10 protein-coding genes are annotated in these 12,561 nt (G+C 43.3%); all 10 read left to right on the plus strand.

Going from position 1 to position 12,561, the window contains the following annotated elements; all coding sequences use genetic code 11:
- Positions 1-77: 77 nt before the first annotated feature.
- The 10 genes from G3R48_RS15140 to G3R48_RS15185 all read left to right on the plus strand — a co-directional run bounded on the left by G3R48_RS15140 (position 78) and on the right by G3R48_RS15185 (position 12,448).
- A complete protein-coding gene (locus G3R48_RS15140) occupies positions 78-1,754 on the plus strand; it encodes a 4Fe-4S binding protein (protein WP_153666061.1) in 1,677 nt (558 codons plus the stop codon).
- 10 nt (positions 1,755-1,764) lie between these two features.
- Positions 1,765-2,436: a TorD/DmsD family molecular chaperone gene (locus G3R48_RS15145; protein WP_153666062.1), complete on the plus strand. Its 672-nt coding sequence runs from the start codon at positions 1,765-1,767 to the stop codon at positions 2,434-2,436.
- A 77-nt stretch (positions 2,437-2,513) separates the two neighbouring features.
- Complete coding sequence (locus G3R48_RS15150; RefSeq protein ID WP_153666063.1) at positions 2,514-2,708, plus strand: formate dehydrogenase; 195 nt, start codon at positions 2,514-2,516, stop codon at positions 2,706-2,708.
- 16 nt (positions 2,709-2,724) lie between these two features.
- The gene (locus tag G3R48_RS15155; protein ID WP_153666064.1) at positions 2,725-5,574 is read left to right on the plus strand and encodes a formate dehydrogenase subunit alpha; all 2,850 of its coding nucleotides are present in this window, start codon (positions 2,725-2,727) and stop codon (positions 5,572-5,574) included.
- A gap of 27 nt (positions 5,575-5,601) precedes the next feature.
- Complete coding sequence (fdh3B, locus tag G3R48_RS15160) at positions 5,602-6,198, plus strand: formate dehydrogenase FDH3 subunit beta (protein WP_153666065.1); 597 nt, start codon at positions 5,602-5,604, stop codon at positions 6,196-6,198.
- A gap of 47 nt (positions 6,199-6,245) precedes the next feature.
- Positions 6,246-7,259, plus strand: a complete 1,014-nt coding sequence (locus G3R48_RS15165; protein ID WP_153666066.1) for a formate dehydrogenase subunit gamma — start codon at positions 6,246-6,248, stop codon at positions 7,257-7,259.
- A gap of 481 nt (positions 7,260-7,740) precedes the next feature.
- On the plus strand, positions 7,741-7,938 hold the full coding sequence (locus G3R48_RS15170) for a formate dehydrogenase (RefSeq protein WP_153666067.1): 198 nt from the start codon (positions 7,741-7,743) through the stop codon (positions 7,936-7,938).
- 17 nt (positions 7,939-7,955) lie between these two features.
- On the plus strand, positions 7,956-10,811 hold the full coding sequence (locus G3R48_RS15175; protein ID WP_153666068.1) for a formate dehydrogenase subunit alpha: 2,856 nt from the start codon (positions 7,956-7,958) through the stop codon (positions 10,809-10,811).
- Positions 10,812-10,840: 29 nt separating this feature from the next.
- Positions 10,841-11,410, plus strand: a complete 570-nt coding sequence (gene fdh3B, locus G3R48_RS15180; RefSeq protein WP_153666069.1) for a formate dehydrogenase FDH3 subunit beta — start codon at positions 10,841-10,843, stop codon at positions 11,408-11,410.
- A gap of 66 nt (positions 11,411-11,476) precedes the next feature.
- A complete protein-coding gene (locus tag G3R48_RS15185) occupies positions 11,477-12,448 on the plus strand; it encodes a formate dehydrogenase subunit gamma (protein WP_153666070.1) in 972 nt (323 codons plus the stop codon).
- The last annotated feature ends 113 nt before the right edge of the window (positions 12,449-12,561 follow it).

The raw sequence follows: 12,561 nt of genomic DNA on the forward strand, positions 1-12,561 counted from the left end.
GGGGTGAGCAAGGACTGCTGCAAACAACTTAACCATGTTGGTAAGCTAGACTTACTAACATAAATGTTAGGAACGCAATGAGTATGATACAAAATCAGCTAGAGCTTAAAAAAGCTCGGCAACAAGCCCTCGGTAGCAATCAGATCCTTCAAAACCTGATCCCACCGACGGTGAGTTATACCACCCAAGGCCATGTACTAGTGATTGGCCCTGAAGATTTAGCTCGGCTTGCCGCCGATAAATTGTCAAATATGGCCAGTCGCGTCATTTTGGCCAATGGCAGTATCACCAGCCAAGACGAAGCGCATTTAGAATTAGTTATGAATGCCGCGACTGATGTTGAAAGCTTTTATAACAAACTTAAAGGGATTAAAGGGTTCTTAGGTCAATTTCAAGTGAGTGTCGAAGGTGATAATGGCTTGGCTGAATTAAGTGCCGTCGCTATTCGTCAACCTCACTTTGATATTGTGTTAGATCTTAGTGATGAACCGTGTATTAACCTAGAAATGTTGCCAGCAGGCTACTTTTACGTAGGTCAGGACGCAGCCAAACTTACTGATGCTTTAACACAAATTCCAGATTTAGTCGGTGAGTTCGATAAACCTCGCTACGTTAAAGTTAACGAAGATGTTTGTGCGCATAATCGCAACGGTGTTAATGGCTGTAATCGTTGTTTAAATTTCTGTCCAGCAGATGCCATTAGTAGCATTGAACAAAAAATCGAAATTGATCCTTACCTTTGTCACGGCGCAGGAAGTTGTACTAACCTTTGTCCTACTGGCGCGATCAGTTACGACCTGCCAACCCCTAAAGCCCTTCATAGTTACCTTGAAAAGCTAATTAGCCAATTCCGCCAACAAGCACAAGTCGCCCCGGTAATTTTATTCCATGACGACGGTGTGGGTCGTGACGCTATCACAGATGCCATTAGCGGTGATGTATTGCCTATTGCACTTGAAGAAATCACCGTTGCGAGCATTGATCACTGGATGGCCGCTCTTGCATTTGGTGCCCGTGAAGTGCTTGTGTTAAATACACCGGCAACCGCGCCAACATTAACGCAAATGTTAAATGGCGAAATGGGGCTGGCAAACCAAATCCTAGAAGAAATGGGCCAACCACAGCGTTTACGTGTGATTGATGTTGAAGAGTTAGATGCCATAGACGCTAAGCTGGTGGTCAGTAATTCATGGCCTGTTGTTGTGCCGATGGTATTAGCAGCATCAGAAGACGTGAATGTTAAACGTAACATGCTTTATCAAGCCATAGACCATTTAAATCAACAAGCAGCGGCGGTAGACACTCAATTAACGGTTGCTAACGTGCCTTATGGCAAAGTCGTCGTTAATCAAAGCAGCTGCACCTTGTGTATGTCATGTGTTTCTACCTGTCCAACGCAAGCGTTGACCGATGGCGGTGACACTCCAGCATTGAAATTTGTTGAACAAGATTGCGTGCAATGTGGTTTATGTGAAAGCTCTTGCCCTGAAAATGCCATTAGTTTAGTGGCACAAGTCAACTTGAATCAGGCAGAGCGTCAACAAGTTCAACTGCTGAAAGATGAGCCACCATTTGAGTGTATTACTTGTGGTAGCCCATTTGCGACACAGTCAATGGTGCACAAAATGCTTGAAATGGTAGGTGAACACAGTGCGTTCAGTGCCAATATTGAGCGTTTAAAGATGTGTGGCGACTGCCGCGTGAAAGATATGTTTGAAGATATTCTTCAAGATCCAGAAAAGCAATTGCGATAAGAGATCCGCTATGACCGAAAATGTAAGAGAAATCAGCGAAAACGATCAGTTAAGAGCAGACATTTATCAACTACTGGCCGCATTACTTCGTCGTCATCCTAATGCTGAATTATTGCAATTTTTAGCAGAATTGGACATTGAAGCTGAAGACGGTAATGCCATGAGTGAGGCGTGGGTTGCGTTGAAACAAGCGGCTCAAAAAACAGATACAAATGCCCTTGAAGATGAGTACTTTGCCATTTTCTTTGGTGTTGGCCGGGGTGAGATTATGCCTTATGGCAGTTGGTTTATGACCGGTTCACTGATGGATAAACCATTAGCATTATTGCGTAACGACCTAATGCAACTAGGCTTTGAGCGTGAAGAAGACGTAAAAGAGCCTGAAGATCATGTGGCTGCGCTATGTGAAGTCATGGGCACACTTATTTTAGAAGCCCCTGGCTATCGTCAGTTGGCGTTTTATCAGCGCCATGTTGGTGAGTGGATTGCACGTTTTTGTGATGCATTAGCAACCACCCCAAGTGCCTCTTTCTATCTTGCAGTTGCTCAACTTGCTAACGCATTCTTTATTGCTGAAGCATCTGAGTTTGAACAGTTGAGTTTAGATATTCCGGTAAATTGTCCAGGTAGTGCTGACTTAGAATCGGCGGACAGTAATGATGATGCTGTCCAAGTAAACTGATTGCCTAATAACGCAATTTAAGCAATCAAAACACCGCCCTAGCTTCGGTTAGGGCAACCATTAACTTAGGAGATACTATGAAGAAGCAAGCTTCCGATATGGACCGCCGCCAGATGCTAAAAACCTTAGCAGCAGGCGCAACCGTCGGTGCTGCAGCAACGTTAAGTACATCAGCTTCGGCTGCTGAACCTAAAGTCGCCGCAGAAAACAAATCTAGTGGCTACCGCGAAACCGATCATATTCGTAATTACTATGCATCGTTAAGCAAATAATATAGGAGAGTGTGTGATGCGATTAACCCGCAAAACAGACACGGTCGAAAAGGTTGAAAAACCCGGCTTAGGTCTTAATCGTCGCCAATTCTTAAAGTCAGCGAGTTTAGCGACTGGTGGAATTGCAGCCGCTTCAATGCTCGGTTCGGGCATGATGCGTAAAGCAGAAGCAAAAGATGTACCTTATGATGCACCAACTGATGTCATTAGAACAATTTGTTCTCACTGTTCTGTTGGTTGTGGTATTTATGCCGAAGTGCAAAATGGTGTTTGGACAGGTCAAGAACCTGCTTTTGATCATCCATTTAACTCTGGTGGACACTGTGCAAAAGGTGCCGCATTGCGTGAGCACGGACATGGTGAACGACGCCTAAAATACCCAATGAAGTTAGTTGGTGGAAAGTGGAAAAAACTTTCTTGGGATCAAGCCATTGAAGAAGTTGGTCAAAAAGCACTGGATATTCGCAGTGAGTCTGGCCCTGATTCAGTTTACTTCATGGGTAGTGCGAAATTTTCAAACGAGCAAGCTTATTTATACCGCAAATTAGCAGCAATGTGGGGCACCAACAATGTCGACCATTCTGCACGTATTTGTCACTCTACCACGGTAGCCGGTGTTGCAAACACTTGGGGCTACGGTGCGCAAACTAACTCGTTTAACGATATTCGTAAATCAAAATGCATGCTGTTTATTGGTTCAAACCCTTGTGAAGCTCACCCTGTGGCGATGCAACACATTTTGACTGGTAAAGAGCGCGGCGCAAAAATCATTGTTGTTGACCCTCGCTTTACTCGTACCGCTGCGAAGTCTGACGAGTATGTTCATATTCGTCCCGGTACTGATATCCCGTTCATCTACGGCCTACTTTGGCATATTTTTGAAAACGGTTGGGAAGACGAAAGCTTCATCTCACAACGTGTTTACGGTATGGAACGTATTCGCGAAGAAGTGAAGAAGTATCCGCCTGAAGAAGTTGAGCATGTTGTTGGTGTCACGAAACCACAAATGCATCGCGTAGCTAAAATGCTTGCTGAAACCAAACCAGGTACCGTAGTTTGGTGTATGGGTGGTACTCAGCATCATATTGGTAACGCTAACACGCGTGCATACTGTATTTTACAATTAGCACTTGGCAACATGGGTGTTGAAGGCGGCGGAACTAATATTTTCCGTGGTCACGATAACGTACAGGGCGCAACTGACTTTGGTTTACTATTTGACACCCTTCCTGGTTACTACGGTCTAAAAACCGGTTCGTGGAAACATTGGGCGAATGTCTGGGATCTAGATTATGAATGGGTGAAGTCTCGTTTTGACCAAGGTGATTATCTAGGCCAAGATCCAATGACTTCAACTGGTATCCCATGTTCTCGTTGGCATGATGGTGTACTTGAAGACAAGTCAAAGATTGCGCAAAAAGATAATATTCGTTTAGCATTCTTCTGGGGACAATCAGTCAACACTGAAACTCGTGGCCGTGAGGTGCGTGAAGCACTTGATAAAATGGACACTATTGTTGTTGTTGATCCATTCCCAACCATGGCGGGTGTCATGCACAACCGTACCGACGGTGTGTATTTACTTCCTGCTGCAACGCAGTTTGAAACATACGGTTCAGTATCTGCATCAAACCGCTCTTTGCAGTGGCGTGACCAAGTTATTACACCATTATTTGAGTCAAAACCTGATCATGAAATCATGTATAGATTGGCGAAAAAATGGGGTATTGAACAACAAACCTTTAAGAATATCGAGATCAAAGGCAATGAACCTCTCATTGAAGATTTGACCCGCGAATTCAATCGAGGAATGTGGACAATTGGTTATACAGGCCAAAGCCCAGAGCGTTTGAAAATGCACCAACAAAACTGGGGCACATTTGACGTTGAGTCATTAGAAGCACCTGGTGGTCCAGCTCGTGGTGAAACTTATGGTTTACCTTGGCCTTGTTGGGGGACGCCTGAGAACAAACATCCAGGTACTCAAATTTTGTACCGCACTGGACGTGAAGTGAAGTACGGTGGTGGTAACTTCCGTGCGCGTTATGGTGTTGAACACAACGGTACTAACATTCTTGCCGAAGGTTCTTTCTCTAAAGGCAGCGAAATCAAAGATGGTTATCCAGAGTTTACTGCAGACATGCTTAAACAGCTTGGCTGGTGGGATGACTTAACTGCTGAAGAAAAAGTACACGCAGAAGGTAAAAACTGGAAAACTGATATTTCTGGTGGTATCCAACGTGTGGCAATTGAGCATGGTTGTATCCCTTACGGTAATGCCAAAGCGCGTGTTGTTGTGTGGAATTTCCCTGATGATATCCCATTACACCGTGAACCGCTTTACACTCCTCGTCGTGACTTGGTTGCAAAATATCCAACCTATGATGACCGTATGGTTGCACGTCTTCCAACACTGTATAAATCAATTCAAGAAAAAGACTTTGCTAAGGATTTCCCTCTCGCATTAACGTCTGGTCGCTTGGTTGAACATGAAGGTGGTGGTGAAGAAACGCGTTCTAACCCTTGGCTTGCAGAGTTGCAACAAGAAATGTTTATCGAGATGAGTCCTGCTGATGCAGCTGATCGTGGTATTCGTGATGGTGACGCTGTGTTTGTTCATAGTCCGGAAGGGGCAAAAATTAGAGTTAAAGCCATGGTAACGCCACGTATTACCGAAGGTGAAAGCTTTATGCCATACCACTTTGCTGGTGTATTCGAGAGTGAGAGCTTAGAGAAGAACTATCCACAAGGAACTGCTCCTTATGTGCTTGGTGAATCTGCAAATACCGTTCTTACTTATGGTTATGATGTTGTGACTCAGATGCAAGAAACTAAGTCCAGCCTATGCCAAATCAGCAAAGCCTAACCGAACTTGATGAGGAGATAAGCCATTATGGCAGTCATGAAATTTTTATGTGACACCAAACGCTGCATCGAGTGTAACGGTTGTGTCACTGCGTGTAAAAACGAGAACGCCTCTGCTTTAGAGTGGGGGATCCAGCGTCGCCGAGTCGTCACCATTAATGATGGTGAGCCAGGCGAAGCATCTATTTCAGTTGCATGTATGCACTGTACTGATGCTCCATGTATGGCCGTTTGTCCTGCAGATTGTTTCTATCAAACAGACGACGGTTTAATTTTGCATAACAAAGATACGTGTATCGGTTGTGGTTACTGTTTCTATGCATGTCCATTTGGTGCACCCCAATTCCCTAAAAAGACGGCCTTTGGTAGTCGTGGGAAAATGGATAAATGTACCTTCTGTGCCGGCGGCCCTGAAGAGGACTTCTCTGAAGCAGAACGCCTAAAATATGGTGCAAACCGTATTGCTGAAGGCAAGTTACCTATGTGTGCTGAACTTTGTGCAACCAAAGCACTATTAGCTGGTGACGCCGGTGTGGTATCTGATATTTACCGTGAACGTATGGTTCTGCGTAATAATCCTGATACCATTTGGGGTTACATTCCAACAGTTGGTTCATCAAATTAACAGAGCAAGAGTTATGTGTCATGCGCATAACTTAACAAGGAGTGACTATGTTAAACAAAAAGTTAAACAAATCACTGCGTAGCTTGTTTGCACTGTTAGTGTTGTTGATGGGGGTAGGATTTTCGACTACCGCTTTAGCAGCAGATGAACAATCAAGTAAGCAACAGGCAGTTACTGAAAACCCAGCCGATCTTTGGCGCGCAGTGAAAGCTGGCGAGCCCGGATTCACAACCTATAACAGTCTGGAGTCAGACGTGTTAATCAATGTTGTGGGTAACGACGGTCGACTGGTACGCGATACTTACGTTAAACCAGCTATTGCGTTATCGGTTGTTGGTGTGTTCGGCGCGTTTTTATTATTTTACTTGGTTAATGGCCCATCTAAACTCGAAAAAGGCTTTTCTGGTCGTATGCTCGAAAGATGGGATAAGTCGGATATCTGGTTACATTGGGTGATGGCCGTTGCGTGCCTGATCCTAATGGTAACCGGAATATTTCTCTTATTGGGTCGTCACTTTCTCGCACCATATATTGGTGAAGGGACGTGGGGAGCCATTATTATTACTTGTAAATTTATCCATGATTGGGTCGGACCGGTGTTTATCGTGTCTTGGCTTTTGAGTGTCATTAAGTGGATGCCACTACAGACCTTTAAATTATACGATTTAAAATGGTTCTTAGTGGTTGGGGGTTACATTAACTTCGGTCCATTTAAAGGCAAGCACCCGGATAGCGGCTTTGCTAATGCGGGTGAAAAAATGTGGTTCTGGGCGTTAGCGATATTTGGTTTGTTCGTTAGTGTTTCAGGCTTGATGTTAGTTTTTCCTAACCTTGACTTACCGCGCGTGGCGTCAATGGCAGCATTATTAATTCATGCTGGCAGCGCCGTTATCTTAATTGCATTTACGATTGTGCATATTTGGATGGCAACGGTACTGAGTGAAGGTGGTATGGAATGTATGGTTTCTGGTTATTGTGATGAAAACTGGGCCAAGCAGCACCATAACCTTTGGTATGACGAAATCAAAGCCAACGGCACATTGAAGTATCAAGACGACTAAATTTAGCTTGATTTTATATTGCTAAATAAGGCACAAATAATGGCCTGTGAGTGAATACTTACAGGTCATTTTTTTGTTTAAAATCAGCTAAAAAAGCAATTGTTAAAAAAAGCAACATTATGATTATTTCTTAAAGACTGTAACAAAAAAATTAATATTATCTTTCCTAAATTTAACGCAATTCAAACACGTCATTCCCACCTTCTTTACGTTTATTTTTTAGGCAATTTTTGCGTGCAAACTAAGTGTGACTTAGTCGTCATTTTTACTCTTTTGCTGGACATAAATTAACAAATGCTGATGTGACATCAATAACTGATCTTGTCTTTATCTTTATATTGCGCGGGTTGAAAAATAGCAAAGTAGATGAGTCTTTGCTGCTAAGTATTTTGTTAGCCATTTTTTTAACAATTCACTCTAGTTGAAGTGATTTTTTATTTTTTAGATTTGATGGAAGTACAACTTTCATTTAGGAGTAAAGATGAGTAAGCAACAACCTGATCTGAGCCGCAGATCGATGCTGAAAGCGTTAACGGTAGGCGGTACAGCAACTGCTGCACTAGCTGTCACTGGCGTCAATGCTGCCCAAGCCAAAGTGGCTAGCGCAACAGACACAAAATCAGAAGGTTATCGTGAAACTGCTCATATTCGCAGTTACTACGATAGCTTACGCGGTTAGATTAGGAGAATTAAGCGATGAAATTAACTCGCAAGTCAGTAACGGCACAACCTGCCAAGGCTGCCGGTTTAGGTATTAACCGTCGTCAATTTATGAAGCAAGTAGGGATTACCTCTGGTGGTATTGCTGCCGCTTCAATGTTAGGTACGGGCATGATGCGCCGCGCTGAAGCAAAAGATATCCCACATGATGCACCGATTGAAATTAAACGTACTGTTTGTAGTTCGTGTGCGGTTGGTTGTGGTTTATATGCTGAAGTACAAAATGGCGTGTGGACTGGTCAAGAGCCTGCATTTGATCACCCATTTAACTCTGGTGGACATTGTGCGAAAGGTGCAGCACTTCGTGAACATGGCCATGGTGAAAAACGTCTGAAATATCCAATGAAATTGGTGGACGGTAAATGGAAGAAATTGTCTTGGAAACAAGCGATTAACGAAGTCGGCGACAAAATGCTTGATGTTCGTAAAGAGTCTGGTCCTGATTCTATGTACTTTATGGGTAGTGCTAAGTTCTCGAACGAAGGCTGCTACATGTACCGCAAAATGGCTGCAATGTGGGGCACGAACAACGTCGATCACTCTGCACGTATTTGTCACTCTTCCACGGTAGCCGGTGTTGCTAACACTTGGGGTTACGGTGCGCAAACTAACTCTTTCAACGACATTCAAAATGCCAATGCCATCTTCATTATCGGGGCTAACCCTGCTGAAGCGCATCCTGTTGCAATGAGGCATCTTCTGATTGCGAAAGAGAAAAACAACGCTAAATTAATTACCGTTGACCCTCGCTTCACTCGCACAACAGCGCATGCTGACCTGCACTGTGCATTACGTCCAGGTACTGATATTCCATTTATTTACGGTATGCTTTGGCATATCTTTGAAAATGGTTGGGAAGATAAAACATTCATTAAAGAACGTGTGTTCGAAATGGATACTATTCGCGAAGAAGTGAAAAAATTCCCACCAAAAGAAGTTGAGCTTGTTACTGGCTGTAAAGAAGAAGAAGTTTACCAAGCTGCGAAGATAATGGCTGAAAACCGTCCAGGTACCGTTATTTGGGCAATGGGTGGTACTCAACATACTATCGGTAGCTCTAACACTCGTGCTTACTGTATCCTTCAATTAGCGCTCGGTAACATGGGTGTATCTGGTGGCGGAACGAATATTTTCCGTGGCCATGATAACGTTCAAGGCGCAACTGATATTGGTCTTTTATTCGATACACTTCCTGGTTACTACGGCCTTAAAACGGGTGCGTGGAAACATTGGAGTCACGTATGGGATCTAGACTTTGATTGGGTTAAATCGCGTTTTGACCCAAATGAATATCTTGGTCGCGTACCAATGAATACTCCTGGTATTCCATGTTCACGCTGGCATGACGGTGTATTAGAAGCTTCTGATGAGCTTGCTCAGAAAAATCCTGTTCGTATGGCTTTTTTCTGGGGTCAATCAGTTAACACTTCAACCCGTCAAAATCATGTTCGCGAAGCATTAGATAAACTTGAAACCGTTGTTGTTGTCGATCCATATCCAACAATGGCTGGTGTTATGCACAATCGTAAGAATGGTGTTTATTTACTGCCGGCTTCTACTCAGTTTGAAACTGAAGGTTCAGTTTCTAACTCAGGTCGTAGCCAACAATGGCGCGAAAAAGTTATCGAACCATTGTTTGAGTCTAAAACAGACATTGAAATCATGTACCGTTTATCGCAAAAACTTGGTTTTGCTGATGAATTCACTAAGCGTATCGCTAAAGATTCTAATGACATGCTCGTCATTGAAGATATTACCCGTGAGCTTAACCGCGGTATGTGGACTATTGGTATGTCAGGTCAAAGCCCTGAGCGCTTGAAAATGCATACGCAAAACTGGGGTACATTTAGCAATAAAACCCTTAAAGCAGAAGGTGGACCAGCTAAAGGTGATACTTACGGTTTACCTTGGCCTTGTTGGGGTACGCCAGAGCAGAAGCATCCAGGTACTGAAATTCTGTACGATACATCTAAAAATGTATTAGACGGTGGTGGTAACTTCCGTGCTCGTTTTGGTATTGAATATCAAGGCGAAAGTTTACTTGCTGACGGCAGCTTCTCTAAAGGTGCTGAAATTGAAGATGGTTACCCAGAGTTCTCTGCTGACATGCTTAAACAGCTAGGTTGGTGGGATGAGCTAACAGCTGAAGAAAAAGCAGAAGCTGAAGGCAAAAACTGGAAAACTGACCTTTCAGGTGGTATTCAACGCATCGCAATGAAACATGGTTGTGTTCCTAATGGTAATGGTAAAGCACGTTGTATCGTATGGACTTTCCCTGATATAGCGCCTGTTCACCGTGAGCCTTTATATACCCCACGTCGTGATCTTGTGTCTAAGTATCCAACTTATGACGATATGCGAGTTCATCGTTTACCAACACTTTATAAAACACTTCAAGAAAAAGACAACACCGTTAAATACCCATTAGGTATGACAAGTGGTCGTTTGGTTGAATATGAAGGTGGTGGTGAAGAATCTCGTTCTAACCCTTGGCTAGCAGAACTTCAACAAGAAATGTTTGTTGAAATTAACCCTGCAGATGCTGCTGATCGTGCAATTGGCAATGGCGATACCGTGTGGTTAGAAGGGGCTGAAGGTGGTCGTATTAAGATTAAAGCTGTTGTGACACCACGTATTCCGAAAGGGTTAACTTGGATGCCATATCACTTTGCGGGTGTTATGCACGGTGAAAGCTTAGAGCCTAACTATCCAGAAGGTACTGTGCCACATGTACTTGGTGAATCTGTCAATACCGCATTGACTTATGGTTATGACCCTATCGCACAGATACAGGAAACCAAGGCGTCGCTTTGTCAAATCACGAAAGCGTAGTTGCAGAATAAGCTAGGAGAAATGCCAAAATGGCTACAATGAAATTTTTATGTGATACCAAGCGCTGCATCGAATGTAACGGCTGTGTCACTGCGTGTAAAAATGAAAACGACTCTGCTTTAGAGTGGGGTATTCAACGTCGTCGTGTTGTGACGATTAAAGATGGTCAACCAGGTGAAGCATCTATCTCAGTAGCATGTATGCACTGTAGTGATGCACCTTGTATGGCTGTATGTCCAGCAAACTGCATATATAAAACAGAAACCGGTATTGTGTTGCATGACAAAGACACTTGTATCGGTTGTGGCTACTGTTTTTATGCTTGCCCATTTGGCGCGCCACAGTTCCCACAAAAGTCAGCATTTGGCGGCCGTGGAAAAATGGACAAATGTACTTTCTGTTCTGGCGGGCCTGAAGAAGACCATTCTGAAAAAGAGCGTAAATTATACGGTGCTAACCGTATTGCAGAAGGCAAGTTACCTATGTGTGCTGAGCTTTGTGCAACGAAAGCGCTACTTGCAGGTGATGCTGAAGTTGTTTCTAACATCTTCCGCGAACGTGTTGCTTCTCGTGGTTCTAATAAAGCGATCTGGGGCTAACTGTCGTTCCCATTGTGTAAATTAAACGCTTGGCAACAAGCGTTTAATGAACCTAAAGGATGTAACATGAAAAAAATATTTTTAATGTTGGGTGTTGCTCTTACGCTGATGTTTAGCGGCGTGAGCTTTGCCGACAACGGTAAAACAGCGACCGAAACGGAAGGACAAATCTGGTCACAGATTAAAGCGGGTGAAACCGGTGTCACAACGTCAATGGGTCAAGCACACAATCAATTGATTAATGCGTATGATTTACGTGTACTAAAATTGCGGAGCGATATCCTTGCTCCGGCATTGCTCGTTGCGTTATTTGGTATGATCATCATTTTTGTGTTGTTCATTAAAGTAAATGGCATTTCAAAACTGCATGGCGGCTTTACTGGGAAACTGGTTTACCGTTGGTCGAAGTTTGATGTATCGATTCACTGGTTAGGTGCTATTCCTTGTATTTTGTTAATCCTTACGGGTTTGACATTATTAGCAGGGCGTTACTTCTTCAAACCTTATATCAATGAAGATGTATGGGCTGCATTCGTCCATGGCGCAAAATTAGTCCACGACTACATGGCGATTCCGTTTATGTTTGGTTGGGCATTAATGACAGTGCTTTGGGCTAAAAACCAGCTACCAAAAATGTATGATCTTAAATGGATGATGTTTGTTGGTGGTTATATCAACTTCGGTCCTTTTAAAGGTAAACATCCCGATGCCGGTTTTGCCAATGCGGGTGAAAAATTATGGTTTTGGGCATTTGCACTGTTTGGTTTGTTTATTTCGGCAACCGGCATGTTGTTATTGTTCCCTAACTTATTTGAGCCTAGCCGCACTTTAAGCTTAATTTCGTTGGTATTGCACTCAACAAGTGCAATTATTATCACTGCATTTTCTATCGTGCATATCTTTATGGCAACTGCAATGTCAGAAGGTGGTATGGAATGTATGGTGTCAGGCTACTGTGATGAACAGTGGGCGAAACAACATCACAACCTTTGGTATGATGAAATTAAAGCCAATGGCCAATTAAAATTTAAAGAATAAACAGAGTTGTTTAGGCTTTATTTTAAAAAGCACTTTAGCGGTAACGTTGAAGTGCTTTTTTTATTGTGTTTGATCAATACCTCAGTTGGTGAACTTTGCTAGAGCGAGTGTAT

The organism is Shewanella intestini (genome assembly GCF_018221465.1).
In the GTDB taxonomy this organism is placed as follows: Bacteria; Pseudomonadota; Gammaproteobacteria; order Enterobacterales; family Shewanellaceae; genus Shewanella; species Shewanella intestini.

What these genes read in the sequence shown, in the direction of transcription:
- G3R48_RS15140 (WP_153666061.1), top strand. Translation starts at nt 78, where the DNA reads ATGAGTATGATACAAAATCAGCTAGAGCTTAAAAAAGCTCGGCAACAA.
- G3R48_RS15145 (WP_153666062.1), top strand. Translation starts at nt 1,765, where the DNA reads ATGACCGAAAATGTAAGAGAAATCAGCGAAAACGATCAGTTAAGAGCA.
- G3R48_RS15150 (WP_153666063.1), top strand. Translation starts at nt 2,514, where the DNA reads ATGAAGAAGCAAGCTTCCGATATGGACCGCCGCCAGATGCTAAAAACC.
- G3R48_RS15155 (WP_153666064.1), top strand. Translation starts at nt 2,725, where the DNA reads ATGCGATTAACCCGCAAAACAGACACGGTCGAAAAGGTTGAAAAACCC.
- fdh3B (WP_153666065.1), top strand. Translation starts at nt 5,602, where the DNA reads ATGGCAGTCATGAAATTTTTATGTGACACCAAACGCTGCATCGAGTGT.
- G3R48_RS15165 (WP_153666066.1), top strand. Translation starts at nt 6,246, where the DNA reads ATGTTAAACAAAAAGTTAAACAAATCACTGCGTAGCTTGTTTGCACTG.
- G3R48_RS15170 (WP_153666067.1), top strand. Translation starts at nt 7,741, where the DNA reads ATGAGTAAGCAACAACCTGATCTGAGCCGCAGATCGATGCTGAAAGCG.
- G3R48_RS15175 (WP_153666068.1), top strand. Translation starts at nt 7,956, where the DNA reads ATGAAATTAACTCGCAAGTCAGTAACGGCACAACCTGCCAAGGCTGCC.
- fdh3B (WP_153666069.1), top strand. Translation starts at nt 10,841, where the DNA reads ATGGCTACAATGAAATTTTTATGTGATACCAAGCGCTGCATCGAATGT.
- G3R48_RS15185 (WP_153666070.1), top strand. Translation starts at nt 11,477, where the DNA reads ATGAAAAAAATATTTTTAATGTTGGGTGTTGCTCTTACGCTGATGTTT.